The sequence below is a fragment of the Streptomyces sp. CY-1 genome (assembly GCF_047218265.1).
Taxonomy (GTDB): domain Bacteria; phylum Actinomycetota; class Actinomycetes; order Streptomycetales; family Streptomycetaceae; genus Streptomyces; species Streptomyces niphimycinicus.
This window is the reverse complement of the sequence record NZ_CP178393.1, coordinates 1,025,398-1,051,423: the sequence shown is the minus strand read 5'-3', so window position 1 is coordinate 1,051,423 and position 26,026 is coordinate 1,025,398. Positions and strand designations below refer to the sequence as shown.

The following is a 26,026-nucleotide window of genomic DNA, read 5'->3' as shown; positions in this document are numbered from 1 at the left end:
AACTGACGGCCTTTTCAAGGAGGTTCGGGTGAGAACAGCACGCCGTACCGGAAGACGTGGTCGGCTGATCGCCGCGATATCCGGTCTGTTCGCCACGGCAGCCCTCGCGACAGTCGGCACGAGTGCGGCCGCTTCCTCCGCGTCGACCACCCCGTCCCCGCCCCCACCCCCGTCCACTTCTGTGCCGATCACCGTGTCCGCTGCCGCCTCGGCCGTGGCATCCCTGGATGTCCCGGGCACGGCCTGGACCGTGGACGAGCGCACGGGAACGCTGCGTGTCCTCGTCGGCTCCACGGTCCGGGGAGCCGACCTGGCCAGACTCGACCGCACCGCCGAGCGCTTCCGCGGCGCCGTCACCGTCGAGCGGCTCGACGGGCCGCTGCGGATCCTCCTCTCGGGCGGCGACGGGATCTACTCCTCCATGGGGACGCGCTGCTCCACGGGGGTCAATGTGCAAAGTGGCGCCACGTATTACTTCATCACGGCCGGCCACTGCACCGATGGCAATCCCACCTGGTACGCCGACTCCGGTGCGACCACCCCGGTCGGCCCGACGACCGGCACCAGCTTCCCGGGCGATGACTACGGCGTCGTCCGGTACGCCAACACGGCCGTTCCGCACCCCGGGACCGTGGGAACGGTCGATGTCACCGGGACCGCCACCGCCCATGTCGGCCAGCAGGTCTGCCGCCGAGGGGCCACGACCGGTGTCCGCTGCGGTCAGGTCACCGCACTCAACGCGACCGTCAACTACGGCGGCGGCGACATCGTCTCCGGCCTGATCCAGACCAATATCTGCGCCGAGCCGGGCGACAGCGGCGGTCCGCTCTACGCGGGCGACAAGATCATCGGCATTCTCTCGGGCGGCTCAGGGGACTGTGCCTCCGGTGGCACCACCTTCTACCAGCCGATCCAGGAAGTGCTGAGCGCCTACGGCCTCACCGTCTACTGACACGCGTCCACTGGCCACCATCTACCAGCCTCCGTCTCCCGGCGACGGAGACAGCCGGTGGCCCAAGGGAGCCGCCGTCACAGACCGTGGCGGCGGTCGCCCAACACCGCTTCGCAGACCCGCGATTCCATCTCCGGAGAGAACGGTGCCTCGCCGCGCGCCCGGGCGGCGACGGCCTGCCGGGTCTCCTCGGCGATCAGATCCGCGTTGATCTGGGCCGCCGCGACCGCGCCCGCCGCCGCGGCGCCACCGACCTGGGCGGCCAGATCGGTGACATTGCCCGCGACCCACAGCCCGGGCACCTCGGTGCGGCCGGTCGCGTCGGACGGGATGTGCTCACCGGCGCCACTCGGGTGCTCCACCGCCCGCAGTCCGAGCGCCGAGATGAGGCCGGTGCGCGCCACCATCCGCGACGCGACGGCCAGTGCCTCGCGCTTGACCACGCTGCCGTCGGTCAGCCGCACGCCGACGAGCCGGTCATCGACGATCTCCAGGGACGCCACCTCACCGTCCACCACGCGGATGCCACGGGCGGCCAGTTGCTCCGCCTCCTCACCGGCCGGCGACGGCAGGGTGTGGGGGAAGAAGGTGACATCGTCGCTCCACTGGCGGAACAGCAGCGCCTGGTGCACCGAGAGCGGCCCACTCCCCAGGACGCCGATGGCCTGGTCACGGATCTCCCAGCCGTGGCAGTAGGGACAGTGCACCACGTCCCGACCCCACCGGGACCGCAGTCCCGGGACGTCCGGCAACTCGTCGACCAGCCCGGTGGCCAGCAGCAGTTGGCGCGCATGGACGCTCCGGCCGTCGGTCAGGGCCACCTGGAACCCGGTCTCCTCCCGGGCGACGGTGCCGACCTCGCCGGACACCACCTGACCGCCATAGCCGCGCACCTCGGCCCGGCCCCGCTCCACCAGCTCGGCCGGCCCGATCCCTTCCCGGGCCAGCAGTCCATGCACCCCCGAGGCCGGGGCGTTGCGCGGGGCGCCCGCGTCGATCACCACCACCGACCGCCGCGCCCGGGTCAGCATCAGCGCCCCGCTCAGCCCCGCGGCGCCACCGCCGATCACCACCACGTCATAGGTGTTCTTCAGCTCATCGGTCACGTCGACCACCTCCACGGCAACCATGCGAGCCCAGCCGCCATGGACGCAAACCTTGTTGCCGGGATGGCAAAGCGATGGTCAGGCAGCGGGCGTGGCGCGCCTGCGGGCGATCTGGCCCGCGACGATGTCGACGGCCAGGAAGGCGGCCAGCGGAATGCCGAGGAGGGGCAGGTAGTAGCCGATCATGGCGGTGGCCGCGGCCAGGGGGAGGAGGACATACAGCGGTACCCGCCGCCATGCGCCGCGGGGGATCGGGCGGCCGAAGGCGGAGGCGCGGCCGCGCTGCCACCACATGCGGTAGCCCCAGACGATCAGCAGGATCAGCGCGAGCGCGAGAGCGGCCAGGGCGATCTGATTGACGAGGCCGAAGAGGTTCCCGGTGTGGAGGTCGATGCCCCAGCGGGAGAGCTTGGCGAGCACCGGGTAGTCGGCGAACCGCTGGACATCGGTCACCTCGCCCGTGGCCGGGTCGATGGCCACCGAGTCCTGCTTCTCGGGCCAGCTCCGCTGGATCTGGCTGACGACATAGGCACTGCCCGGCTCGGCGGGCGGGACGATCTCGACGGGGTTGTCCAGGTCCTCGGCGCGGGCGGCCGTCAGCACGGTGTCCAGGCCCACATCGGCGGTGTGCCCTGCCGCCTCGCCCGTACCGCCCATGTCCATGCCCGGCATGGAGCCGGAGCCCATATGGTGTCCGGCGTGTTCGCCGCCGCCGACGGTGGCCGAGACGGTCGGGGTGGTCTGGCCGAGGGCGGCGCGCAGATCCTCCACGTTGGCCCCCGCGTAGGTGGACCAGGTCAGGCCGGTGGCGGACAGGAACAGCAGCCCCAGCGCCACCCACAGCCCGACCGCGCCATGGAAGGACATGGTGCGCCTGCGGCCGGTGGCGGTGCGGTCGGGCAGCGCGACCGCCCGCGGCGTGCGCTTCTTACGGCGACGGCTGAGCCAGAGCACCACACCGCCGAGGGCGATGACCCACAGCCAACTGGCGGCGAATTCGCTGTAGAGGCGGCCGGTCTGCCCGAGGTGCAGATCGCGGTGGAACTCATCGATCCAGGTACGCAGCGGGAGGGCGCCGGTGGAGCCGTACTGCTCCAGCGCCCCGCGCACCTTCCCGGTGTACGGGTCGACGAACACGGCCAATGTGTGGTCGGGATCGACGCCCTTGACGCCGGAGAGCAGCACCCGGGTGGTGGCGCCGTCCTCGGGGGAGGGCCGTACGGCGCTGATCTCCCCCTCGGGGTGGGCCTTGCGTGCGGCCGCCACCTGCTGGGAGATCGGCAGTTCGCGGTCGCCGACGGGGACGCGCAGCTCGTGGGCGTAGACCAGCTTCTCGGCCTGGAACGATCCGGCGTACAGCAGTCCGGTCATGGCCGCGACCAGCAGGAACGGCGCGACCAGCACCCCCGCGTAGAAGTGCAGCCGCAGTACGAGCGGCCGCAGGCCCGCCCATACGGACCCGCCGGACCCGGACCCGCCCGACTCGGCCTCGGCGGGGGAGTGTGGCTCCTTGTCGGCGGTGTCATCCGGGGAATCGCCCGTGGCCGGGGCGAGCGGTTCAGCGGACATGGACGACTCCTGGCTCGGGGCAACGGCGGGAGGCGGACGCGTATCGGGCCGCCGGTTGAGTTGTCGGCCGCGCACACGGCTGAGTTCCGGGCATTCTCTGTGAGCTGGCTCACATGGGTTCATTCAGGGGTGGCCCCACACGCCACGCTTGTCACCGGCGTGATGAAGATTGAGCCGTCGTCACGCACTCCGGCGACGGCTGGCACCATGTCTGCCATGTCCGCCGGGCCACCCTTCCGTCTCGCACGAGCCGCCGTGTTCGCGGCGGTGTGCGTCGTGGTGACCGCGCTCGGGCACACGTTGATGTCCAGCGACGCCCTGCCGGTGTGGGCCGTGGCCGCCGCGTTCGCCGGGACGACGGCCGCCGCGTGGTGGGTCGCCGGGCGCGAGCGCGGAGCGCTGGTCGTGACCGGTGCGACGGTGGTCGCCCAACTCGGCCTGCACATGGCGTTCCGGTTCGCGGAGACGACCGTCGCTCCCGCCGCGGGCAGCGTCATGGGCGACGGGATGCCCGGTACGCGGGACATGGGCGCCGCCCCGATGAGCGGCGGCGCCATGGGCCATATGCACCATGGCGGGGACGCGATGTCCGCCGCCGCGCCGTCGATGAGCCATCTGCCGTGGCCCTGGGCGGGCCCCGGCGGGGCGGGCATGGCCACGGCCCACCTGCTCGCCGCGCTGATCTGCGGACTATGGCTGTGGCGCGGCGAGCGGGCCGCCTTCCGGCTCGGCCGCGCCCTCGCGGTCCTGCTGTTCGTCCCGCTCGTCCTCGCCCTGCGCATCCTGGGCGCGGGCGCCACTCCGCTGCCCGCATGGCCGTCCGCGCCGGCCTTCGCCCGACGGCCGCGCGGAGTCCTGCTACGGCACGTCATTCTCCGCAGAGGGCCACCGAGGCGGCTCGCCGTCCGCTGAACCGCCCGTCCTTCCCCGCCCCGACCTGGGGTGAGTGCCGGTTGACGGGCGGAGTACCGGCGCCTGCCCGGCGTCGGCCCCATCCGTCGGCACCGCCGGCTCCTCGCCGTCCCGCCGCGCCCTCGCGCGGCCGGTGGCGCATGCCGGTGTGCCGTTCACCGCCACCGAAGGACGTGTGACGATGCCTTCCGCCACGTTGCCCGCCGCACCGATGAGAGCCGTGCACGGCTTCACCACCGCGGCGAACGACCGCCAGGTCACCGCATGGGCGCTGGCCGCCCGTGACGGCGACCGCGACGCGGTCGACCACTTCATCCGCGCCACCTACCGGGATGTGCGCCGCTTCGTACTCCATCTCAGCGCCGACCCCCACGGCTGTGAGGACCTCGCCCAGGAGACGTATCTGCGGGCGCTGACCGGACTCTCGCGCTTCGCCGGCCGCTCATCGGCCCGGACATGGCTGCTGTCGATCGCCCGCCGGGTGGTCGTCGACCGCTACCGCATGGCCGCCGCCCGCCCCCGCACCCTGGAGGCGGACGACTGGCAGGAGGTGGCCGAACGGGCGCAGCCCGTCGGGCTTCCCGGGTTCGACGAGGGGGTGGCGCTGATGGACCTGCTGGCGGCGCTCGCCCCGGCGCGGCGCGAGATGTTCCTCCTCACCACGGTGCTCGGCCTGCCGTACGCGGACGTCGCCACCGCGACCGGCTGCCCGATCGGCACCGTGCGCTCCCGTGTGGCCCGCGCCCGTGAGGAGATCACCGCACTGCTGGCCGCTGCCGAGAAGGCCGCGGAACCCGTGAGGTTGGCGGGCTGAACCCATCGACGATGCGGGACGCGGCGGGTGGCGGCCCATCGACGGCCGCCATCTGCTGCGTCCCGTACGCCACCACCGGCCCCCCGCCCGGCCGGTGACGTACGGGGGCGCGGGCCTCGATGAGTGGCCGACCGTGCCACCGGGGGACGGCGGGGAGGCGAACGCCGGCCGTGCGCACCGGCGGCAGGCGCGGGCCGAGGGCGCCACTACGGCGTGTGATACGGCGGCGAAGGCCCCGGCGAGACATGCCCTCCCGGCGATCCTGGCGGACGGGCCGATCGCGGTGGCCGCCTCGCTGTTCCCGCGCTGGTGTAGTTCCGGCAAGCAGCGGCCCGGGTCCCGCGCCCGGGTCCGGTGCGGACCCGGGCCCGGGACTTCGGGCGGAGGTGTCGGAAACGGACGTGGCGCGCGGCTCTACGGAGCCGTCACCTCCGGGCAGAGCGCCAGCAGTTCGGACGGCTTGTGCAGGATCACATCGGGCTCCGCCGCGAGCAGGGTCTTCTCGTCGGTCTCCCCCCACATCGCCGCCACGGCGGTGATCCCGGCCCCCCGCGCGCTGGCCAGATCGGTCACCGCGTCCCCGACCATCACGGTCCGGTCGGGGTCGGCGTCCATCAGGTCCATCGCCTTCAGCACGATGTCCGGCGCGGGCTTGGGCCGCGCCACCTCGTCCGAGCCGAGGACCACGTGGAACTGGCCACGGATGCCCAGCGTGTCGAGCAGTGAGCGCGCCCGGGGGCCGCTCTTCCCGGTGGCCACGGCGAGCCGCAGCCCGCGGTGGCGTAACTCCGACAGCAGCTCGGGCACACCGTCGAACATCTCCACCAGATGGGCGAGCCGGTAGCTCTCGCGGACGAACGGGGCCTCCATCTCCAGCGGAAGACCCATGATCCGCATGATGTCGGGGAAGTAGCGGCCCAGATGCCGGTTGTACTCCTCGAAGGGTGGCTCACCCTCGCCGACGACCTCGGCGTAGGCGAGGGTGAACGCCTCGCGCATCACCGCGAAGCTGTTGACGAGGACACCGTCGAGGTCGAAGACCACCGAGGTGATCGGGGCGGTACCCGCGCCGGAGAGCGGGTCGCCGTGACTGATCGAATGGCTGGTCATTGAAGACTCCCGTGGTGCGGGCCGGTTCGGCGGGACGCCCGTCCGGGTCTCGGGGGCGGTCCGGGTATCAGGGGCGGTTCGAGTCTCAGGGGCCGTTCGGAGAAGGGGATGGCGACGGCGCGCCGGGAGAAGCGGCGGGGCCGCCCGGTACGGTCACACCGGCGCCGACATCGACTCCCGGACCTCCTGCGGGATCCGGGCCGAGGTGTAGACCCGTTCGATGGCGCCGATGGTCCGGCGGACCTCCTCGATCACCCGGCCCCGCCCCGCCGGGTCGCGCAGCAGCGCGGGAACCATGTCGAGCTGCCGGTCGTACTCGGTGCCGATCGGTTCGGTGGGTACCGCCACCGGACGGGTCGTACCGTCGACGGTGCGGGTCAGGGTGGACTTCTCGAGGCGGTTCGGGCTGAACCCGAAGGTGCAGCGCAAGGTCGCGCTGCCCGCGCTGCCGTCGATCGTCACGCGCGTGGTGTCCAGCGCCTCGTGCGAGGCCCAACTCGCGTGCAGCACGACGGAACGGCCGTCGTCGGTGATGAGGAATCCGCGCGCGGTGTCCTCCACATCGGTGCCGCCCGAGAGCACCGGGCCGCCGTCGTCGCCTCGCCACGCGGCCCGCGAGGAGCGCTGGGTGATGAAGTCGGACGACACGGTGCCGATGGCATGCCGGAACGCGGCGGTGCCCAGCAGCGGAACCGCGATGTCGAACAGATGCCAGCCCAGGTCGACCAGCGCCCCGCCGCCCGCGAGCGACCGCTGGGTGAACCAGCCGCCCCGGTCGGGTACGCCGCGCGCCCGCACCCAGGCGAGTTCGACATGGCGGATACGGCCCAGCCGGGCGGCGATCCGGTACAGCCCGCGCACATCGGCGCGGTAGCGCGCCGCGCTCCCGGCCAGCAGCACCGCGCCACCGGAGCGCTCCGCGGCGGCCAGTCGCTCGGCCTCCTCGGAGGTCAGGCACACCGGCTTCTCCAGGAACACCGGAATGCCCTTGGCCAGCAGCTCGGTGGCGACCTCGCAGTGCAGATGGTTGGGCACCGCGACCACCGCCAGGTCCACCTCCGCGGGATCGAGGTCGTGGACCGCCGCCAGCACCGGCAGCCGGTCGGCGCCCTCCGTCTCGGCGACGGCCGCGCGGCCGCGCTCGTCGGGATCCACCGCGGCGATCACGGTGAAGGCGGGGTTGCCGCGGAGCCGGGGCAGCCAGATCGAGCGGGCCGCCCACCCCAGCCCCACCACGGCGGTCCGGATCGGCGTCCCGCCGACGGACGGGGCGCTCATGAGCCCGCGAGCACGTCGGCGACGACGGCGGCCACTTCGTGCATCTGCTCCTCGCTGCCCAGCAGCACCCGGTGGTGCAGCCATACGCAGTCGCGGGTGAGCGCCTCGGAGTGCGGGCAGCGGCGGGCGAGCTCGTCCACCGTCAGATCCGGCGCCGCGATCTCCCAGAAGGCGTCCGTACGGTAGACCGCGCGGAATGCGACGAACGCGGGCACCCCGCGCTCGATGAGCACGTCGACGATCTTCGCGCGGCGCTCCTCGGTGAGGCCGGGAACCCGGAACATCGCCATGTAGTGCGGGTTGCGGTCACCGCGGTCGTCACGCGACTGCGGTACGACACCGGGGATCTCGGCGAGCAGTCGGCTCAGCACCGGCCAGCGCTGCTCACGCGTGGTGATCTGGTCCTCCAGACGGCCGAGTTGGGCGCGCAGCACCGAGGCGGAGAACTCGTTCAGCCGGAAGTTGGAGCCCGAGGTGCGGTGGAAGTAGCCGCGGTCGGTCGGCGGACGTCCGCAGCTATGCCGGACGAAGCCCCGCTCGTACATCTCGGCGTCGGGGAAGAGCACGGCGCCGCCCTCACCGGCGGTCATCAGCTTCCCGTTCTGAAAACTGAACGCGGCGACCGAGCCCAGCTCACCGACCTTCTTGCCGCGCCACTGCGCGCCGTGGGCATGAGCCGCGTCCTGGATCAGCGGCACCCCCGAGTCGGCGGACAGCTTGCCCAGCGCGTCCATGTCGCACATCTGACCCGCCATATGCACCGGCATGATGGCGCGGGTCCGCGGGCCGATGGCCGCCTCGACCGCCGATGGATCGATGCAGTAGGTGTCCGGGTCGACGTCGACGGGAACGGCCACCGCGCCCAGCCGCTGCGCGGCCTGCGAGGACGAGATGAAGGTGAACGCGGGAACGATCACCTCGGTGCCGGCGCCGATGCCGAGCACCTCGAGGGCGAGCTCCAGCGCGTGCGTTCCGTTGGTGACCGCGAGGGCGTGCTCGCTGCCATGGGCCGCGGCGAACTCCGCCTCGAAGGCGTCGACCTCGCCGCCCCCGATACGCCACCACTGCCCCTGATCCAGGGCCCGAATGAGGCCCTCGCGCTCCTCGTCGCCATACTGCGGCCAGGCGGGCAGCTCGGATCCCAGGCGCACATCATTGCTCATGATTTCCCTACTCCCTTAATGCGTTATGGAGGCAGGTCCGCGGCGGACGCATTAGCACGCTAACCGGCCGACGGGGCAAACGTCATTCCCCCTCAGGGCCCCCCTACAGCCCCCTTAAATACGGAGTTGACCAAGCTCTCGGGCCCAGGCCAAGGGCGCCGTGCTATAAATACACTTCCGTGATGAGCCGCTGTAATTCAGCCGACCCCACATGGCGAGGTGCGCATTGAGCAGGCTGTTGTTGGTGAACGGACCGAATCTCGGCATACTCGGGAAGCGACAGCCCGAGATCTACGGCACGGATACGCTTCAGGACATCGAACGCTGGGTCGGAGAAGAGGTCGCGGAGCGCGGCTGGAAAGTGGATTCCTACCAGTTCGACGGCGAAGCGGAGATCATCCGCACCATTCAGGGGAACTACGACACGGTCGGCGCCATCATCAATCCGGCCGCGCTCATGATGGCCGGCTGGGGTCTTCGGGACGCACTGGCCAACTATCCGCGGCCCTGGATAGAAGTGCATCTGTCGAATGTCTGGGCCCGTGAGCAGTTCCGCCATGAGTCGGTGACGGGGCCGCTGGCCGCGGGCGTCATCTTCGGGCTCGGCGCCCTGGGATACCGGCTCGCCGCACGCGCCCTGCTCGAGAAGGTGCCGGACTGAGCGGCCACTCCACGGCCACTCCACACCGCCAAGGCCGATGAGCCGGGAGGCGATCATCAGTCATCTGGGAATCGACGTCGGCGGCACCAAAGTGGCGCTGCGCCTCGAACACGACGACCTGAGCATCAGCGAATCCTCCTTCCGCTGGGCCGAGCCGGACGGTGCGGACGCCATGACGTCCGTCGACCCCACCCGCGACCTGGATCTGCTGGCGCGACACGTCTCGGAGTTATGCGCCGGCGACCCCGAGCGGCTCACCGGCGTCGGGGTCGCGATGCCCGCCACCCTCGACGCCACCGGCACGGTCACCGCCTGGCCCGGCCGCCCCGGCTGGGCCGGAGTGGACCTGGGCGGCGCGCTGTCCGCGCTCTTCGGCGAAGCCGAGGTGCGCTGCGCCGACGACGGCGATCTGGCCGCCCTCGCCGAAGCACACGAGGCCGGCTGCCCCGATCTGCTCTACCTCGGCGTCGGCACGGGGATCGGCGGTGGCATCGTGCTGAACGGGAAGCCCGTCCCCGGCGTGGGCCGCGGCTCCTGCGAAGTCGGCCACCTGGTCGTGGACCGCGATGGACCGCTGTGTGACTGCGGCCGGCGCGGCTGCGTCCAGGCGGCGGCCTCGGGCCCGGCGACCCTGCGCCGGGCGGCACGGCGGCGGGGCGAGGAGGTGACCTTCGCCGCGCTGCGGCAGGGCGTGGCCGACGGGAAGCCATGGGCCGTGGCATCGCTGCGGGAGAGCGGCAGGGCCCTGGCCGCTGCCGTGACCGGCGTATGCGAACTGGTCCGTCCCGCGCTCGTGTTGATCGGCGGAGGGTTCGCCTCGGCGATGCCGGAGCTCGTGGCGATGGTGGCCGAGCGGACGGCGGCGCTGGGACGCCCGGGGCATCCGCCGCCACCGGTCCGGCCCGCGCGACTGGGCGGGCTGTCCTCGCTGCACGGCGCCGTTCTGCTGGCCAGAGGGCTGCCGGACTGAGCCGCGTCCGGTTCTAGGGGCGGTTGTACGGGTCGGCCCGGTCCATCCCGGCCAGCGCCGTGGCGACCGTCTCCTCCGCGAGGCCGGAGACCAGCTCGGGACCGCCGGGACCGTCCAGGACGAAGGTGAGCCCGTCCGTCGCCTTCTTGTCCAGCCGCATCACCTCGATCAGACGGCTCGGATCGGCATCGGCGGGCAGTGCGAACGGCAGCCCGTAACCCCGCACCACCTCCAGATGCTCCGCCGCCCGCGCCTCGTCGATCCGGCCCAGGGCCAGCGCCAGACGCCCGGCGAAAACCGTGCCGATCGCGACCCCCTCACCATGCCGCAGCCGGAAATCGGTCACGATTTCCAGCGCATGGCCCAGGGTGTGGCCGTAATTGAGCACATGACGCAGCCCGGAGTCCCGCTCATCCGCGGAGACCACCGACGCCTTCAGGGCCACGCTCGCCGCGATCTGCTCCGCCAGCGGCAGCCCGCGCAGATCACCGGCGCCGATGAAGTGGCAGCGGGCGATCTCCCCGTATCCATTGAGCATTTCCGCCGCGGGCAGCGTCTGAAGATGGTCGGTGTCGCACAGCACGGCGGAGGGCTGCCAGAAAGCACCCACCAGATTCTTCCCCTCGGGAAGATTCACCGCCGTCTTCCCGCCCACGCTGGCGTCCACCTGGGCCAGCAGCGAGGTCGGCAGATGCACCACGGGCACACCCCGGTGATACAACGCCGCCGCGAGACCCACGACATCGGTGGTGGTCCCGCCACCGCAGGAGACGACCGCATCAGACCGGGTCAGCCCGAAACGGACGAACTCCCGGCACAGCTCCTCCACCGTGGCCAGCGACTTGTCCGCCTCCCCGTCACGGGCCCGCAACACCACCGACGGCACGCCCGGATCCGGCAGCCAGCCGTCCGGCCGGGCGGAGACCATCGCCACCCGCTGAGCACCCAGCCCCGCGATGACCCCCGACAGCGCGTGCCGGACACCCGGCCCGATGTCCACGGGATAGGAACGGTCGCCGAGTTCCACCATGACGCGGGTATGCGGATGAGCCGACGCCGTCATGCGCTGTCCGTCCTTCCATGGGCGATGACCGGGAATTCTCTCTTGTTGAATGTAGTGCCTGAAGCGAGGGTTGACCCTCACACCGTGTGAGGCGCTGGACTCGGAGACATCATGTTCACCATCGGAGACTTCGCCCGGCACGGCCGCGTATCGGTCCGGATGCTGCGCCACTACGACGCCACCGGACTGCTGCGCCCGGCCCATGTCGACCCCGCCACCGGCTACCGCTACTACTCCGCGGCCCAGCTCAGCCGCCTGAACCGGGTCATCGCGCTCAAAGAGCTCGGCTTCACCCTCCAGCAGGTGCGGGACATCGTGGACGAGAAGGTCGGCACCGAGGAGCTGCGCGGCATGCTGCGCTTGCGGCGGGCCGAGCTGGAAGCCACCGTGGCCGCCGTGGCGGCACGGCTGGTGCAGGTCGAGGCGAGGCTCCGGTCGATCGAAAGCGAAGGACACATGCCCACGAACGACGTCGTCATCAAGGAGATCCCGGCAGTGCGGGTGGCGGAGCTCACCGCGACCGCCACCGGCTTCGACCCCCGGGACATCGGCCCGGTCATCGCACCCCTCTACGACGAGCTGTTCCGGCGCCTCGACGCGGCGGGTATCACGCCGACGGGCCCCGGTGTGGCGTACTACGAGGACGCCCCGGAAGGCGGCGGCGCCATCACCGTCCACGCCGCCGTCCAGGTCACCGCCCCGCTCCGGGACGGTGAGGACCTCCGGATCCTCGATCTGCCGCCCGTCGACCGGGCCGCGACCATCGTCCACCGCGGCCCGATGGACGCCGTGGTGCCCACGTCCCAGGCCCTGGCCCATTGGATCGACGGCAACGGCTACCGGTCGTCCGGCTATCCCCGGGAGGTCAACCTGGAGTGCCCGGAGAACCGCGAGGAGTGGGTCACGGAACTCCAGACACCGGTGGTCGAGGTCTGACGGCCGGGCCGTAGCGGGACGGCGGGGCCCCGCGCGCGGCAGGCGGCAATCCCTGGTGCGCTTTGGGTAGCACCAGGCGCTCAGGGAGCCTGCACGCGGTTTCTCCTACGGGAGCGGCCGGGCCCGGGTGGTTCGGCGCGCGGGGTCACCCCCAGTTGTTTGAGCTGTTCGAAGTCGGCTGTGTCGATCTTCTCCAGGATCTCCAACTGCCGTGCCAGTGCGTCGGATTGCCCGTCGACATCCTCATGCCGCCGGAGCGAGGTCGCCGTGGTGATGTGGAACCGGGCCAGCGCCATCTTCAGACTGCGGCTCTCCAGGATCATCCGGTAGGTGGTCTCCTCCGCCAGCGCGTCCTGCACGGATCTGACCGGCCGGGTGAAGAACAGCGTGACGATCTGCCCCACACCGAGTGCGCCGAGCACGGCGGGGCTCTGCCACTCGATACGGCCCGGGAGGAAGGCACCGACGAGCGAGAGCACCAGCGCGGTGAGCAGCAGACAGGTGCCCAGCCCCAGCAGGAACTTGCTGGCGAAGCCGACCGTGTGCTGCGCCCGCCGCAGGCGTTCGGAGGTCTGGATGCGGTAGTCCCGCAACCGGGCGTCCTCGTACGACAGGATGCCCTGCTTGTCCTGGATGTACGAGGAGTAGCCCGCGAACTCCGCGTCCCCGCCACGGGACAGCCGCCGGTCGTCGTCCGGCCGGGAGCCCAGGAAGCGGGCCAGCTCCGCCAGACCGGTCATCACCTCGGTGCGCAGCACGCGCTGACAGAAGTCCAGCGCCGTCAGATGGCGCTCCAGCGTCCTGCTGGCGGTGAGCGCGTCGGAGACCACGAGCTGCCGCACGTCATAGCGGGAGCGGATACCGGTCAGCAGCAACTGGACCTTGATGTCGGTGAGGACACCGATCACCACGACATGTGCCGTCTCCTGACGTCCGTCGCCCAGCAGACCGTCCAGCAGCGTCGTCAGCGGCGCCGGTTCGCCGAGGTCGGGACGTCCGCCGGAGCTGTGCTGGAAGTCGAAGAGGGTGTTGGACCGCACATGGTGGACGCGGAGTCTCCCGCCCCAGCCGCCCTCGCTGTCCGCCGGTGCGCACCGATCCGGGGCCAGCAGATCCGTGAGCCCGTCGACGTACGCCGCTCCCCAGGTGCCGGCCTCGCAGTGTGCCCCGTACTGCCTGCGCTCCAGGTCGTACGCCTCTCCCGGGACATGCCAGTCACGGATGTTGATCAGATGCAGGGTCCCGTCCCCGTGTCCGCGCGTCCGGGAGCCGACGGTGGCGTCCAGGAAACGGGCCAGCGGCGAACGGTGCAGCTCCGCCTCGGACAGGACCCTGCGGTGGCCCTCCGTGCGGAGGGCAGCACCGCTCTCGCTGTCCAGCAGCAGCTTGGAGACCGCGCTGTCCGGCAGGGACAACTGGCAGTCCAGGTTGAGGAAGAAGTCGTTCTGTAGACACTGCGTGATGAGTATGTACTGCGCCGGTGCTGTTGGATCCATCGCCACCCCCGTGGGTTTCCCTCTGCCTTCGGTGTGCCGCACGCGCTCAGTGCGGCAGCAGCGGCCACTGCCGGGACAGCCGCATGGCGGCCTCGGTCACCGCCGGATCACCGGACTCCATGGCCACCCCGTCCAGATAGGCGTGCGCGGCGGCTTCGTACAGGTCGTCGACCGCGTACAGCCGCGCCTCATGGGCCGCGCGGCGGGCGCCCCCGCGGGCGCCCATGGTGGCCTCGGCCTCCTTGGCGCGCTCGGAGCCGGCCAGATCCGTCTCGATCTCCTGCTCCAGCTCCCGCAGCCGCTCGGCCGTGGTCCGGTACGCCGCGAGATACGGGTGCTCCTCGCCCAGCCCGATCAGGAAGGCGATACCGCCGGAGAGCAGCAGCAGCGCGACGAACATCCAGGTCACGCTCTGCGGGTCCAGATGCAGCGACTCGATGAGGCTCGGCGGATTGCGCACGCTGTCCCCCACGTCCGCGGCCACATCGGGCGGCAGATCCAGCGGAGGCTCCTCCCGGAACGCCACCTTGGCCCGCAGATCGCCCAGCGCCCAGGCGCCGTACGCCCACACGCCCAGCAGGGCCAGGGCGGGCACGGCCGACAGCCGGACCGCACCGGTGGCGGAGCGCCGCCGCAGTATCCAGCCCGCGATATGCGGGGCGAGGATCATCGCCACCGCCACGGCCACCATGAGGCTGTAGGAGAGCAGATCGGCGAAGCGCCCGACACCGTGCAGATTCTCGAACACCGAGTAGTAGACGGGCAGTTCCACCACGATCAGCGCGGCCAGCACCCCGAGCTTCATCCAGCGCGGCATACCCGGTCGCGCCGCGGCGCCCTCCCACGCCGCCCTGGTGGACAGTGCCCGGTCGGCCGCGTCGGCCTCCGCCACCGGATCGTGCTCGGACACCGCCTGCCAGCCGGCGTGGCCACCGGCGGTCTCCGGCTCGTCCTCGCGCCGCGTGGCGCCCGGCCGTCCGGGGTCGGCGCCGTCGTTCCAGCCGGCGGGCATACGGGCGCGCAGCCACCGGCGCTCGAAACCGCCCCGTACGGTGTCGCGGAAGGTCTGCCACCGGTCGGCCCGCCGCGCCAGCCGGTCCAACTGTGCGGTGGTGACCATCTGCTGCTGCTCCAGGACGGCCCGCCGGCGGCCCGCCCGCTCCAGCCGCTCACCGGCGGCGGTGGCGGCCGCCCTGACCCGGCTCGCCTCCAGCGCGCCGTCCTCCTCGGCCCGCGCCTGCTCCTCGGCGAGCCGGTGCCTGACCCGGTCGCGCAGGCTGGCCAGCTCGGCGAAGTAGGGCACCCGGTCGGAGGTGGCCAGGACCCAGGGGTCGAAGACCTTCCGGCCGGCCGCCGAGGCGCCCTGCTTGCGCGCCCGGTCCAGCAGCCAGGCGCTGTCCCCGGCCCGGATGAGATCCGATGCGACGGGGTCGGGCTGGGGCAGCGCGCCGTCGGGGAACCGCCGTGCGGCCGCCCGCCCTCCCCGGCGCCCGCGGTCGGCGTCGGCCCTGCGGCGGCGCAGCCTCAGCCGGCGCGGCGCCTGGTCGTCACCGGCGGTAGGTGGTGTCGACATGTGCCTTCACCCTCCCTTCCAGAAGCTCCGTCCAGAAGGCGTTGAACTGCTCGTAGTGGGAGGTGTCGGTGTGGTACTTCATGCCGTAGCCCACCGGGTAGATGTCCGCGCCGGACAGCTTCGGCGCGCCGTGCGACTTGAGGAAACCGTCGATGACGGTCCGGCGGCTCGCGGCGGTGGACAGGTTCTGCCGCCCCAGCCGGAAGTCGGTGTCGCCCTGGTCGAAGTCGCTCACCACGAGAACGTCGAACGACGCGTCGTCGCCGGACGGCTTGGACAGGGCGATGCGCGACAGCCCCCCGAGCACATCGGAGCCGGGCTCCTCCTTCTGGGCGCAGCGCAGCAGCTTCAGGGCGTTGGAGAGGGCGACCGCGCGCATGGTGGTGCGGGCCCGCTCACGGTCGGCGGTCTTCGAGCTGTCCGGATCCAGGTCGAGCGGGCTGACCTGGCACTTGGACGCCTCGGAAACCTTGGTGATGGGGGCGAAGGACGTCTTGCGGCACTTGTGGTCCGACAGGAATTTCTGGAGGGTCGCCCTGAGCTTGGCCTCCGCGTCGAAGCCGGTCCGGGAGGCGGCGGCCGAGCCCGAGCCGTCGACCACGACGCCGCACGTCCGGGAGTAGTGTGACGGCTCGTCGGAGCCGCAGGCCGTGATGGCGGCCGCCAGGGCGAGCACCAGCATGGCGGGCAGCGCGCGCCGCGGGTTCCGGCGCCGCCGGGCGCCCGGGTGCTCCGGAGCGGGACTGTGGACGGTCATCGCGCGGTCCTCCCGTCGACGCGGTCGGTGTTCTGCCGTTCGAGTATCTGTAGCGCCCGGGAGGTGGCCGTGCGGGCGCTGTCGTCGTCGGCCAGCAGCCAGACGTCGGGCTGCTGCCAGGACCGGTCCAGCTCCACCCGGCCCGGCAGCCAGTCCCCGGGCGGGCGCCGGGGGAGGCGGGAGAGCTGGGGGTGGGTCTCGCGCACCGCGTCCCAGTAGCAGGCGAGCCGCTGATTGGCCTGGTCGACGACGGCCTGGGCCTGCGACCGGCAGCGGTCCACGCTGGTGCGCCACTGGCCCACCCAGTGGCCGTACCGCGCGAGCGCGGCGGGCCGGGGATCCTCGCGGACGTCGTACTGGGTGACGACGCGCACCGACTCGGCGCGCACCCGGCTGAGCAGGGCGTGCTCCCGCCCGATGAGGGCGGAGCGCATCTGCTCGGTGGCCCGGCGGACGCCGGTCCGCACCTCCATCACATACGGGGTGATGAGCAGCTCGGGAGCCGGTGGCTCGATGGGCGGCGGTATCTTGCCCCGCTGCTTCTCGGGCGGCTCCGGGAGCGGGACGCGCGGGACGCCGCGCGCGCCGTCGCGCTTGCCCCGCCAACGGGCCGCGAAGCGGGCGGTACTGCCGAGCCGTCCCCGGCGCACCACCCCGTTGACACTGTCAGATGTGATCATGGAAATGGATCCCCCGTTTTCCCCGGTGCGCAATTCCCGCACCGGACAGCCGCATTGCGGACAGTGGAATTCCGCTTTCTCCCGCAAACGGCTCGCAGTCGTTGCCGATGACGTTGTCGATTCGATTCCTTCTCAGACCGTATCGGTGAGGTCGTACCCGGGAATGCTCCCCATAGGGCCCGCTCCCGAAAACGCCCGGAAGTCGACCGGAGAACGCCCTCGTCGATCCCTGACGCCGGGTCATACTGGAACGGTTCCGGGGTCACACCTTTTTGATCATGGACCTCGGAAAGACGGCCTCGGGGGAATAGGAGACGGGTCGGTGGAGAACGTCCCAGAGTGCGAGGAGCCCACGCTCCGGACCAGTCAGACCCACTTCCCGGTGGAGACCCTGGGCCCGGGACGGCGCCTGGGTATCTGGACCCAGGGCTGCGGGCTGGCCTGCGCCGGCTGTATGTCACGGCACACCTGGGATCCGCTCGGCGGTGCCTCCCGTACGGTGCCGTCCCTGCTCGGGCTGTGGCGCGAGGCGTTGGCACGGGGCGCCGACGGGCTGACGGTCAGCGGCGGCGAGCCGCTCGACCAGCCCGCCGCTCTTGAGTCCCTGCTGGCCGGGGCGGTGCGGGCCCGGGCGGAGGCGACGGCACCGGGTGGCCCGGCGGCGGGCCGCGAGATCGACATCCTCCTCTACACGGGATACGAGCAGGAGGAAGTGGGGCGCGACGCGGCGCGCTCCGCCGCTGTCCGCCACGCCGATGTGCTGGTCACCGGGCGCTTCCGGGCGGCCGAGCCCACCGCCCTGGTGTGGCGCGGCTCGGCGAACCAGCGCATGTGGCCGCGTACGGCGCGGGGGTGGGCGCGCTATCAGGAACATCTGGCCCGGACGGAGAGCGGGCCGCGTCTGCAAATGGTCGAGGGGGAGGGCGATGTGCGGCTCTACGGAGTGCCGGGGCGGGGCGAACTGGCCGCGCTGGAGCGTCGGTTGCGGCGGGCGGGGATCGCCCTCACCGATGCGAGCTGGCGCCCCTGAGCGGGCGCGCCCGCCCGGACGGCCCGGCGCGCGGCGGCCCCGGCGGGCGTGGTCACAGACGGCCCGCGGCCTCGGGCGGTGGTGGTCACCGAGGGCCGACGGTCTCGGGCGGCGGTGGCCACGGCGCGCGGATGGTCTTGGGCGGCGGTGGCCACAGTGCGCGGATGGTCTCGGGCGGCGGTGGTCACAGCGCCCCGACGGCCTCGGCTATCTCCCGGCTGCGGACCACGAGGTGCACCCGCCAGCGGGAGTCCCGGGCGAGTTCGTCGCGGATGGCCCAGCGCAGCCAGGTCGCGCTGACCGCCGGTGCCAGACCGCCCCGGCCCGCGCCGAGCAGCGGAAAGCAGATGGAGGACAGGGCGGGCTCGTACCGGTCGCGCTCCGCCCGGGCGAGCGCGAAGCACGCGCCGACCGCGCGGGCGATGCTCTCGGGGCGGACCTCGTACGTATCGTCGCGCGGGGTGGCGACAGCGGCGTGGTAGATCCGCCGGACGCCGCGCGCGGCGAGCGCTCCCGGCGCGGTGGGCACCACCGTGCCCGGCCGGATCGGCAGCCCCGGGCGGCCGTGGGCGCGCAGCCAGCCGGCCAGTTCACGGGCCAGCACATCGTCGACGATCTCCCCGGCGGGGTCGCGTACGGCGGCGGCCAGGCGCAGCGCGCCGGAGACGGTGGGGCGGAAGGTCTTGGACATCTCCAGGTAGACGTTCTCCGAGGAGACCAGCACCTCGATGTCCCGCAGCAGTTCGATGGGCGAGACATGCAGCGTGAAGGTGCTCCGCGCGTCCACCGGCACGCTGTCGACCCGCAGCGGAGGCTCCTGGCCGGTCCGGCCGGTCCGGCCGCTTCGCGCGATGGTGCTCTGCCCGGTCGCGCTCGGTCCGCCGGAGGTCTGTGGCCCGGCGCTCGGGCCGGGGGCCTGTCCCGCCGAGCCCGGTTTCCCGGGGAAGGGCGGCGGCTCCCGCAGGATGGTCAGCACGGCCTCGGCGAGCTGCTGGACGACCTGCGGTTCCTGCTGCTTGCGGAACCGCTCGGGGGTGACTCCGTACACGGCGGCGGCCATCTTACGGCGGTCATGGGCGGGTGCGCCCCGGCGGTCGGGGAGCAGCCCGAAGGTGTGGGCCGCGGCCTGGCCGAGCAGATCCCGCTCGCCGAGCCGCCGTACCGCCTCCCTGAGCAGCGCCTCGATACCGGCCGGGGCGTCGTCGGAGCCGTCGCAGAAGCCGCCCGCCACGGCCGCGGCGCGCAGCGCCGGCCGATCGGTCCTGCGCAGATCCGGCAGTCCGGGTCTGCGTATGCCTTTCAGTTCTTCCAGGAGTTGATCGTATGTGGGCGAATTTGACGCAAATGGCTCCTGACTCATGGTCACCAGGCTAGCGACCGGCCGGGAAAGAGGAAATCGTTCTCTCGGTGGCTGTGCCATGCCTGCCGTGCCGGGCTTTGTGCCGCCGGTAATTCACGCCGTGCTGGAACAGATTTCCGATTTTCAAGGTTCCGCTTTCTTGATCCACGGCAGGCGGTCACCGGCCGCCGCTGTCGCCGCCAATGAATCCGAGACCGCCCACCCGTTCACGAGGTGACCTTTGTGACCCATCCGCACGAGCAACCGCCCCCCACGGAATCCGAGGACGACGAGGACTACGGGGCTTATGGGGCTAACCGGGACGACGGGCAATACGCGGCCCACCAGGACCACGGATACCAGCGGGACCAAGGGGAGCCCGAAGAGCAGCGCGCGCACGACGCCGGGCCGCCGCCCACCGAATACGAGGAGCCACCTCCGTCGGCGGCGGCCACGACGGCCGGGCTCACGGAACACGAGGAGCCGCCCCCATCGGGCGACGCCTCGGCGGCCGGGCTCACCGAGCACGAGGAGCCGCTCCCGTCGGCAGCCGCCACGATGGCCGGGCCCACCGAGGACGAGTTCCCCTCGGCGGCGCCCGCGCAGGTCGCGCACGGGGGTCGCGATCTGCGCGGGGACACCGGAGCGCTGCCGGTCTCGCTGCGCGGCCGGTTCCGCCTCAGGGCCGTGCTGCGCCGCCCCGACCATCCGCACCAGGCGGCCGTCTACCGCGTCGAGGACGAGCGCGGCAGCCACATCCTCAAGTGGTACCACCTCGGCCACGCCCCGGACCGCCGGGTGTGGGAGCTGCTGCGGGACCGGCCGCGCCGGCACCTCACCCACTTCACCGAGACCGGCGACACCGGGGCCGACGGCCATCCGTACGATCTGGCGCCCTCCCACGGCGAGACCGACCTGGCCGGATATCTGAGGGACAACCCCGGTCCGGCCGACCCCGTGCTCATCCACAGCGTCGTACGGCAGTTGCACGAGGCCCTCACCACCCTGCATGAGCTGAACATCGTCCACCGGGACATCAGCCCGGCCAACATCGTGCTCGGCAGCCTCGACCCGGCCGCCCCGGACCTCGTCCTCGTCGACTTCGCCGTCTCCGCCCACGAACCCGCCGAGCGCTACACCCGCGACGAGCGCTGGGTCGGCACCGCCCTCTACATGTCCCCGCAGGCGTCGCTGCGCCACCAGTTGATCCACCCGCCCGCCGACTGGTGGTCGCTCGGCATGATCGTCGCCGAGATGGCCGGTGGGCGCCACCCCGTCCGGTTCACCGACAACGACTTCGTCCGCGAGGAGATCAGCTCCCGCGCCCCCGATCTGTCCCTGGTCACCGACCACCGGCTGCGGCTGCTGTGCAGGGGGCTGCTCACCCGCGACCCCGACCACCGCTGGGGAACCGACGAGGTGGCGCAGTGGCTAGTGGGCGGCTCGCCGCCGATCGCCCCCTGGGAGGCGGGTACGGCCCCCGGCGCCTCGGACCCGGATGACGCCCCGGACATCGAGCCGTTCGCCTTCCTCGATGAGCGTTACACCAGGCCGAAGCAGCTCGCCAGGGCGTTCAGCGAGAACTGGCGGCCCGCCCGGCAGCTCCTCTCCCGACGGCGCGGCCGCGCCGAATTCACCCGCTGGCTACGGCAGTTCGAGGGCGCCCCCGACCGCGACGCGGGTGAACTGGCGGCGCTGCTGGACCTTCTGGAGCCGCAGCCCCCCGCGACTCCGCCACGTGAGCCGAAGCCGGTCACCATGGTGCGGCTGATCTCCTGGCTCGGCCCCACCCTCGACGCGTCCTACCGCGGGGTGCCGCTGGACCACGCGGGGCTGGGGGAGCTGCTGCGGGAGGCCGGGCGCGGCGATGAGTTCGCCCTCTCCGTCGTGGCGGATCTGCGGGACCACACCATCCTGCCGCTGCTGGACTCACGGCCCGGCGGCGATGGGCTCGCCGAGGTGCAGCAGCGCTGGCTGACGGCCCGCTCCCGCTGGCAGCACACCGTCGACGAGGTGCTCCACGAGTCGCCCCGGCTGCGCGACCACCGCGCCGAGGTGCGCGCCGCCACCCGGCTCGACCGCTCCCGGCTCGCCGCCCTCCTGTCGCTCGCCGCCGCCCCCGCCGCGCACCGGCGCAGGCTCCAGGAGCGGACCGCCGGCATCCAGGCCGCGCTGCCGCAGCCGGTGGCCTGGTACGGGCGGCTGCTGCGCGACCCCGACGATCTGGTGCGGCTGCAACTGGCCGAGTGGCTGGCCGGATTCGCCGAGCAGGAGTCCTCGGAGACCCAGGGGCGGCTCGACGGCGAGCGCGCCCTCCTCCGCCAGGAGCGCGATCTGGACGTGGCCACGCTGTGGGTGCGCAGACAGGACATGCTGCCCACCCTCGGCTGGGCCCTCGGCGGGGCCGTCGCCTTCGTCTTCCCGTGGATCTTCGTGATCGGCCTGGGCGATCTGGTGGGCTGGCCCGCCCAGCGCGCGGTGGTGACGGCGTGGATGCTGGCCGTCCCGGCGGCCGCCGCCGTCCTGGCCCTGGAGCTGTGGACGGCGTACCGCATCGGCAGCCCCGGCTACCACCCGGACCGGTCCCTGGCCGGGCTCTTGATCGACCGTGCGCTGCCCGTGGCCCGGTTCATCCGCCGCCCCGGCTCCCGCTTCCCCGTCCAGGGCCTGCTGATCCTCCCGGTCATCGCCCTGTTGTGGGCCACCGTGGCATACGCCCCCTGGGTGTGGCCGCTGGCCACCGTGGCCGTCCTCATCTGGTGGACCTGGCACCGACTGCGGTGCTGGCGCCGCTATGTGGCGGAGCTGCGCGGCCGGGACGAACGGCACCGCCCCGGCCACCCGAGGGCGGCCGCCCCGCCGACGCCAGGGAGGCTCATATGAGTTCAGGACAGGCGATCGCCAGCATCGGCGATGTGATGCCGGATGTGTACTTCCCCCCGCCGCCGACCGTTGAGACCATCCAGCACACGGTCCCCGACACCGTCACCAACACCATCCCGAACACCGGAGTGCCGCACCAAGCGGTCCAGGGCACCGGGCTGTCGGACCACTTCGGCACCCAGGCCGGGCAGCACTTCGCCGACGCCGTGCACCACACCACCGGCCATGCGCTGAACGCCGCCATGGACCAGGTGCACGACCTGATGGTGCCCGCCCTGATCGGCCTCGGCTCGCTCAGCGGGGCGCTGCTCGTCGGCCGCGCCACCATGGCCGGGGCGCAGGTGCTCGCGGCCGCCGCCATCCGCGCCGCCGAGGACCAGGCCGAGCTGCGCCGACAGCAGTTGAACGCCCGGCAGGCCGCCGCGTGCTGGCGGGACGCCGCCTTCGCCGCCGTCCGGGCCAACGCCCGTATCGACACACTGCGCGCGCGGATACGGCGGGCCGGCCCCGACGGACCACCGGAACCGCCCGACCTGCCACCGCCGCTGGCCCTGACGGGCAAGAAGCTGGACGAGGCATGGCGGCAATTGGCCGACACCGACCGCCGGTTGCGCCATGCGGAGGCCGCCTACGCACGGGCCACGATGGAGGCGGCCGCCCGCCCGGTGGCCGGAGCGCACCCCGAGGACACCGGCTGGCACGCCACCCTGCGCGCCCGCCGCCGCCAGGCGCTGGAGGCGTACGAGGAGGCCGGCACCGAAACCGAGGCGCGCGGTTCGCTGCCGCAGCCGCCGCCCGCCGCCACCGTGGCCCCCACCGAGGAGGAGGTGCTGAGGCTGGGCGCGGACCTGCTGGCCAGGCTTCCGCGGAATGTGTCGGTGGCCGACTACCGGCTGGTGGAGGAGCGGGTCGCCGTCGCCGCGGAGGTCGCCGCCCGGCGGCCCACCGCGGCCAAGCGCCATCTGCGGGAGGCCGCCGCGTTCGCCGAGCGGATGACCCGCGACGCCGAGCGGCGGCAGGAGACCGAGGAGTGGGCCGCCCAGCAGCTCGCCTTCCTCCGCGACGACCACCCCGGCACACCCGGTGGCGGCCACTTCGGCACCCCCGTTCCGCTGCCCGACGCCGGGGCGGAGATCGCGGTTCTGGAGCGCTTTCTGTACCAGGGCGGGACATTGACGGAGGCCGAGCGCGTCCGCGTCGCGGCCCGCGTCGGCGAGTGGGTCGACGCGTATCAGCGGATGTACGCCACGGAGGTGATCCGCGCGGCGGTCCGGCGGTCGGGTCCCGAGACGGCCGGATGCACCACCTCCGGAGCGGTGCAGATCATCGACTGGACCCCGCCGGGCTGGGGGGAGGAGCACTGGCTCCGCGTCAGCGTGGACGCCGGGGGCACCGCCCGGGTCGCCACCATGCACCGCGAGCGCGACCCCGCCGAGGAGACCGACGACGATCTGGACCTCGACCGGCAGCGGTGCCGTGAGGCCCCCGAGCATCTGGGGAAGCTGCGCGAGATGGCCGAACGGGCCGGGCTCAGCGTGCCGTTCGACTTCGGCAGGCCACCCGCGCGGCCCGTCCGGCGCACGGCGGACCGGCCCGCTGACGACCGCCGCCCCGGACCCAAGGCCCGCCGCCGTGACCAGGAGAGGCAGTCATGACCGAGCCGGTGACGTCCCCGGGCCGCGACGACCGCAGGCTCCCGGCCTTCGCCGAGGAGCTGGTCGGCACGCTCAGCGTCCAGTCCCAGTACGTTCTGCACGGCAGCATCCGGGACATCCACCTCGTCCGCCACGACAAGGACCCCGACGAGGGCGGCCCCGAGACGACCTACGACGATCACCACACCCTCACCGAGGTCCTGTGGAACGCCCTGTGGCAGGAGGGGTACGAGGCCCTGATCCGCTTCGACATCGCGGACGGCTTCACCGTCGTCGTGGGCCCGGCGGCCCAGGAGGTCCGCGAGCTGCTGCACGGGCGGGACGCCGCCAGGCCCGGGCGCGCCCGGCGCGCCGACACCCCCGTCCACCTGGCCGACGCGGAGCGGACGCTGCGCGACATCGTCACCGGCTGGAAGCAGCGGGGGCGGCAGCAGAAGACACCGGACGGCCGGCCTCGCACGGACCCGGCACCGCGCCAACAGCCCTACCGGGTGGCGTTGTTGATCGACTACGCCGCCCGGATCCCCACCGATGTCACCCGGCTCAGCGATCCGGAGCGGGACTTCTTCCTCAACTGTCTGAAGCTGGCCGAGGACGCGCGGCCGATCTCCTCCCCGGGAAGCGGACGGTTGCTGTTCAACCCCGTGATCTGGCTCGCCGACGGGGAGCGCGATCTGCCCACCTGGCTGGTCGCGGGCAGCGAACGGGTCCGTACCATCGGCATCCCGCTGCCCGACCTGGGCAGCAGGCGGCGCATGGCCGAGCTGCTGGCCGAGGAGCACACCGCCGCGTCCGCGTCCGAGGGCGAAGAGGACGGCGGGCCGGTCCGGCTCGCCAAGCGACAGCCGCTGGACGAGCACGATATCGACACCTTCGCCCGGGCCACCGCCGGGCTGACCCTGCGCGCGATGCGGGAGAGCGCCCGTATGGCGCTCGACCGAGGACTGTCGTTCGCCGAGATGCGGGACGCGGTCCGCGTCTACCAGCTCGGCGTCAAGGACAACCCGTGGCAGGCGGACTACATCCGCAGGCAGATCAAGAAGGGCGAGGCGGATCTGCGGGCGCGGGTGAAGGGCCAGGAGAAGGCGGTCGGCAAGACCCTCGACATCCTCAAGCGCGCCGCGCTCAGCCTGTCCGGCGCCCAGGCGTCCCACCCCGGCAGCCGGCCGCGCGGTGTGCTGTTCTTCGCCGGGCCGACCGGCACCGGCAAGACCGAGCTGGCCAAGTCGGTGGCCAAGCTGCTGTTCGGCACCGAGGACGCCTGTCTGCGCTTCGATATGAGCGAGTTCTCCGCACCGCATTCGGTGGACCGGCTGCTCGGCGCACCACCGGGATATGTGGGCTACGAGGCCGGTGGCGAGCTGACCACGGCGGTGCGCAACGACCCGTTCCGGGTGGTGCTGTTCGACGAGATCGACAAGGCCGACAAGGGTGTGCTCGACAAGTTCCTCCAGGTGCTCGAGGACGGCCGGCTCACCGATGGGCAGGGCGTCACCACGTACTTCAGCGAATGCGTGCTGATCTTCACCTCCAACCTCGGGGTCAGGAAACGGCCCGGCGAGGGCGGACGCGCACACGAGGGGCGGGTGGCCGAGCCCGGGATGCCGTACCACCAGCTCGAGGAGATCATCCTGGCCAATGTGAAGGAACACTTCGTCGAGGAGATCGGCCGCCCGGAGCTGATGAACCGGCTCGGCGGCAATGTGGTGGTCTTCGACTACATCGACGCCAAGGTGGCCGCCGAGATCTTCGACTCGCAGGTGGGCAACATCCAGCGGGTGCTGCGGGAGGAGCAGGGGGTGCATCTGCGCCTCTCGGATGAGGCGCATCGGGCGCTGTCCGCCTACTGCACGGCGGATGTCGACAACGGCGGCCGGGGGATCGGCATGCTGCTGGAGACGCATCTGATCAACCCGCTGGCACGGGCGCTGTTCGACCAGGAGCGGCTGGCGGGCACGGCGGTCACCGTCACCGGTGTGCGGCCCGCCGGGGACGGAACGGTGGCCCTGGACCTGCGGGTCGTGCACACGGGGAACGCGGATCCCGGTCCCGGGGACGGCCGATGAGCGAGAGGCCCAC

The 26,026-nt window shown here is 72.4% G+C and carries 21 protein-coding genes; 10 read left to right on the top strand and 11 right to left on the bottom strand.

Going from position 1 to position 26,026, the window contains the following annotated elements; genetic code table 11:
• Positions 1-28: 28 nt before the first annotated feature.
• Positions 29-952 carry a S1 family peptidase gene (locus ACK1X7_RS04565; RefSeq protein WP_385152167.1) on the top strand — a complete coding sequence of 308 codons (924 nt, stop codon included), beginning with the start codon at positions 29-31 and terminating at the stop codon, positions 950-952.
• Positions 953-1,029: 77 nt separating this feature from the next.
• Here ACK1X7_RS04565 and ACK1X7_RS04560 read toward each other — a convergent pair whose 3' ends face one another.
• Positions 1,030-2,082: an NAD(P)/FAD-dependent oxidoreductase gene (locus ACK1X7_RS04560; protein ID WP_413114662.1), complete on the bottom strand. Its 1,053-nt coding sequence runs from the start codon at positions 2,080-2,082 to the stop codon at positions 1,030-1,032.
• A gap of 54 nt (positions 2,083-2,136) precedes the next feature.
• Entirely contained in the window at positions 2,137-3,627 is a 1,491-nt protein-coding gene (locus ACK1X7_RS04555; protein WP_413114661.1) for a PepSY-associated TM helix domain-containing protein, read from the bottom strand.
• Between the two features lie 216 nt (positions 3,628-3,843).
• Between ACK1X7_RS04555 and ACK1X7_RS04550 the strand changes: the two genes are divergently transcribed.
• Together ACK1X7_RS04550 and ACK1X7_RS04545 are read left to right on the top strand one after the other, a co-directional pair.
• Positions 3,844-4,539 carry a hypothetical protein gene (locus ACK1X7_RS04550; protein WP_385152173.1) on the top strand — a complete coding sequence of 232 codons (696 nt, stop codon included), beginning with the start codon at positions 3,844-3,846 and terminating at the stop codon, positions 4,537-4,539.
• 181 nt (positions 4,540-4,720) lie between these two features.
• On the top strand, positions 4,721-5,353 hold the full coding sequence (locus tag ACK1X7_RS04545) for a sigma-70 family RNA polymerase sigma factor (RefSeq protein WP_014058385.1): 633 nt from the start codon (positions 4,721-4,723) through the stop codon (positions 5,351-5,353).
• Positions 5,354-5,767: 414 nt separating this feature from the next.
• Here the strand turns inward: ACK1X7_RS04545 and ACK1X7_RS04540 are convergent, their stop codons facing one another.
• From ACK1X7_RS04540 to ACK1X7_RS04530, 3 genes are all read right to left on the bottom strand, one after another.
• Entirely contained in the window at positions 5,768-6,463 is a 696-nt protein-coding gene (locus ACK1X7_RS04540) for an HAD-IA family hydrolase (RefSeq protein ID WP_385152177.1), read from the bottom strand.
• A 153-nt stretch (positions 6,464-6,616) separates the two neighbouring features.
• Entirely contained in the window at positions 6,617-7,741 is a 1,125-nt protein-coding gene (locus tag ACK1X7_RS04535) for a Gfo/Idh/MocA family protein (protein WP_390795669.1), read from the bottom strand.
• Positions 7,738-8,904, bottom strand: a complete 1,167-nt coding sequence (locus tag ACK1X7_RS04530) for a DegT/DnrJ/EryC1/StrS family aminotransferase (protein WP_385156517.1) — start codon at positions 8,902-8,904, stop codon at positions 7,738-7,740. Before ACK1X7_RS04530 ends, ACK1X7_RS04535 begins: the two co-directional genes overlap by 4 nt.
• A gap of 211 nt (positions 8,905-9,115) precedes the next feature.
• On the opposite strand from ACK1X7_RS04530, the gene ACK1X7_RS04525 reads away from it, so the two are divergent.
• Positions 9,116-9,565, top strand: coding sequence for a type II 3-dehydroquinate dehydratase (locus ACK1X7_RS04525; RefSeq protein WP_014058381.1), 450 nt, complete (start codon positions 9,116-9,118; stop codon positions 9,563-9,565).
• 37 nt (positions 9,566-9,602) lie between these two features.
• Complete coding sequence (locus tag ACK1X7_RS04520; RefSeq protein WP_390795671.1) at positions 9,603-10,535, top strand: ROK family protein; 933 nt, start codon at positions 9,603-9,605, stop codon at positions 10,533-10,535.
• A 13-nt stretch (positions 10,536-10,548) separates the two neighbouring features.
• On the opposite strand, the gene ACK1X7_RS04515 is transcribed toward ACK1X7_RS04520, so the two are convergent.
• On the bottom strand, positions 10,549-11,598 hold the full coding sequence (locus ACK1X7_RS04515; protein ID WP_413114660.1) for a 3-dehydroquinate synthase family protein: 1,050 nt from the start codon (positions 11,596-11,598) through the stop codon (positions 10,549-10,551).
• 111 nt (positions 11,599-11,709) lie between these two features.
• On the opposite strand from ACK1X7_RS04515, the gene ACK1X7_RS04510 reads away from it, so the two are divergent.
• Positions 11,710-12,534 carry a MerR family transcriptional regulator gene (locus ACK1X7_RS04510; protein ID WP_385156525.1) on the top strand — a complete coding sequence of 275 codons (825 nt, stop codon included), beginning with the start codon at positions 11,710-11,712 and terminating at the stop codon, positions 12,532-12,534.
• Positions 12,535-12,614: 80 nt separating this feature from the next.
• Here the strand turns inward: ACK1X7_RS04510 and ACK1X7_RS04505 are convergent, their stop codons facing one another.
• The 4 genes from ACK1X7_RS04505 to ACK1X7_RS04490 are packed head-to-tail and all read right to left on the bottom strand — an operon-like array spanning position 12,615 to position 17,040.
• Positions 12,615-14,030 carry a hypothetical protein gene (locus tag ACK1X7_RS04505; protein WP_385156528.1) on the bottom strand — a complete coding sequence of 472 codons (1,416 nt, stop codon included), beginning with the start codon at positions 14,028-14,030 and terminating at the stop codon, positions 12,615-12,617.
• A gap of 46 nt (positions 14,031-14,076) precedes the next feature.
• Positions 14,077-15,603, bottom strand: coding sequence for a hypothetical protein (locus ACK1X7_RS04500; RefSeq protein WP_390795673.1), 1,527 nt, complete (start codon positions 15,601-15,603; stop codon positions 14,077-14,079).
• Positions 15,578-16,360, bottom strand: coding sequence for a hypothetical protein (locus ACK1X7_RS04495; RefSeq protein WP_413114659.1), 783 nt, complete (start codon positions 16,358-16,360; stop codon positions 15,578-15,580). Before ACK1X7_RS04495 ends, ACK1X7_RS04500 begins: the two co-directional genes overlap by 26 nt.
• Positions 16,357-17,040, bottom strand: a complete 684-nt coding sequence (locus tag ACK1X7_RS04490; protein ID WP_390795675.1) for a hypothetical protein — start codon at positions 17,038-17,040, stop codon at positions 16,357-16,359. Before ACK1X7_RS04490 ends, ACK1X7_RS04495 begins: the two co-directional genes overlap by 4 nt.
• A 322-nt stretch (positions 17,041-17,362) precedes the next feature.
• Between ACK1X7_RS04490 and ACK1X7_RS04485 the strand changes: the two genes are divergently transcribed.
• Positions 17,363-18,070 (top strand): 4Fe-4S single cluster domain-containing protein, encoded by a 708-nt coding sequence (locus ACK1X7_RS04485; protein ID WP_385152435.1) that lies wholly within the window; start codon positions 17,363-17,365, stop codon positions 18,068-18,070.
• 184 nt (positions 18,071-18,254) lie between these two features.
• Here ACK1X7_RS04485 and ACK1X7_RS04480 read toward each other — a convergent pair whose 3' ends face one another.
• Complete coding sequence (locus ACK1X7_RS04480) at positions 18,255-19,430, bottom strand: Appr-1-p processing protein (RefSeq protein WP_390795677.1); 1,176 nt, start codon at positions 19,428-19,430, stop codon at positions 18,255-18,257.
• Positions 19,431-19,652: 222 nt separating this feature from the next.
• Here ACK1X7_RS04480 and ACK1X7_RS04475 point away from each other — a divergent pair, with 222 nt between their 5' ends.
• The 3 genes from ACK1X7_RS04475 to ACK1X7_RS04465 are packed head-to-tail and all read left to right on the top strand — an operon-like array spanning position 19,653 to position 26,013.
• Complete coding sequence (locus ACK1X7_RS04475) at positions 19,653-22,292, top strand: protein kinase domain-containing protein (RefSeq protein ID WP_398161056.1); 2,640 nt, start codon at positions 19,653-19,655, stop codon at positions 22,290-22,292.
• On the top strand, positions 22,289-23,947 hold the full coding sequence (locus tag ACK1X7_RS04470) for a hypothetical protein (RefSeq protein WP_390795679.1): 1,659 nt from the start codon (positions 22,289-22,291) through the stop codon (positions 23,945-23,947). Before ACK1X7_RS04475 ends, ACK1X7_RS04470 begins: the two co-directional genes overlap by 4 nt.
• The gene (locus ACK1X7_RS04465; RefSeq protein WP_413114658.1) at positions 23,944-26,013 is read left to right on the top strand and encodes an AAA family ATPase; all 2,070 of its coding nucleotides are present in this window, start codon (positions 23,944-23,946) and stop codon (positions 26,011-26,013) included. The genes ACK1X7_RS04470 and ACK1X7_RS04465 overlap by 4 nt, the downstream gene beginning before the upstream one ends.
• Positions 26,014-26,026 lie beyond the last annotated feature (13 nt).

Bases quoted from the DNA above. Each gene is read 5' to 3' on its own strand.
- ACK1X7_RS04560 (WP_413114662.1), bottom strand. From the start codon at position 2,082: ATGGTTGCCGTGGAGGTGGTCGACGTGACCGATGAGCTGAAGAACACC.
- ACK1X7_RS04555 (WP_413114661.1), bottom strand. From the start codon at position 3,627: ATGTCCGCTGAACCGCTCGCCCCGGCCACGGGCGATTCCCCGGATGAC.
- ACK1X7_RS04550 (WP_385152173.1), top strand. From the start codon at position 3,844: ATGTCCGCCGGGCCACCCTTCCGTCTCGCACGAGCCGCCGTGTTCGCG.
- ACK1X7_RS04545 (WP_014058385.1), top strand. From the start codon at position 4,721: ATGCCTTCCGCCACGTTGCCCGCCGCACCGATGAGAGCCGTGCACGGC.
- ACK1X7_RS04540 (WP_385152177.1), bottom strand. From the start codon at position 6,463: ATGACCAGCCATTCGATCAGTCACGGCGACCCGCTCTCCGGCGCGGGT.
- ACK1X7_RS04535 (WP_390795669.1), bottom strand. From the start codon at position 7,741: ATGAGCGCCCCGTCCGTCGGCGGGACGCCGATCCGGACCGCCGTGGTG.
- ACK1X7_RS04530 (WP_385156517.1), bottom strand. From the start codon at position 8,904: ATGAGCAATGATGTGCGCCTGGGATCCGAGCTGCCCGCCTGGCCGCAG.
- ACK1X7_RS04525 (WP_014058381.1), top strand. From the start codon at position 9,116: ATGGCGAGGTGCGCATTGAGCAGGCTGTTGTTGGTGAACGGACCGAAT.
- ACK1X7_RS04520 (WP_390795671.1), top strand. From the start codon at position 9,603: ATGAGCCGGGAGGCGATCATCAGTCATCTGGGAATCGACGTCGGCGGC.
- ACK1X7_RS04515 (WP_413114660.1), bottom strand. From the start codon at position 11,598: ATGACGGCGTCGGCTCATCCGCATACCCGCGTCATGGTGGAACTCGGC.
- ACK1X7_RS04510 (WP_385156525.1), top strand. From the start codon at position 11,710: ATGTTCACCATCGGAGACTTCGCCCGGCACGGCCGCGTATCGGTCCGG.
- ACK1X7_RS04505 (WP_385156528.1), bottom strand. From the start codon at position 14,030: ATGGATCCAACAGCACCGGCGCAGTACATACTCATCACGCAGTGTCTA.
- ACK1X7_RS04500 (WP_390795673.1), bottom strand. From the start codon at position 15,603: ATGTCGACACCACCTACCGCCGGTGACGACCAGGCGCCGCGCCGGCTG.
- ACK1X7_RS04495 (WP_413114659.1), bottom strand. From the start codon at position 16,360: ATGACCGTCCACAGTCCCGCTCCGGAGCACCCGGGCGCCCGGCGGCGC.
- ACK1X7_RS04490 (WP_390795675.1), bottom strand. From the start codon at position 17,040: ATGATCACATCTGACAGTGTCAACGGGGTGGTGCGCCGGGGACGGCTC.
- ACK1X7_RS04480 (WP_390795677.1), bottom strand. From the start codon at position 19,430: ATGAGTCAGGAGCCATTTGCGTCAAATTCGCCCACATACGATCAACTC.
- ACK1X7_RS04470 (WP_390795679.1), top strand. From the start codon at position 22,289: ATGAGTTCAGGACAGGCGATCGCCAGCATCGGCGATGTGATGCCGGAT.
- ACK1X7_RS04465 (WP_413114658.1), top strand. From the start codon at position 23,944: ATGACCGAGCCGGTGACGTCCCCGGGCCGCGACGACCGCAGGCTCCCG.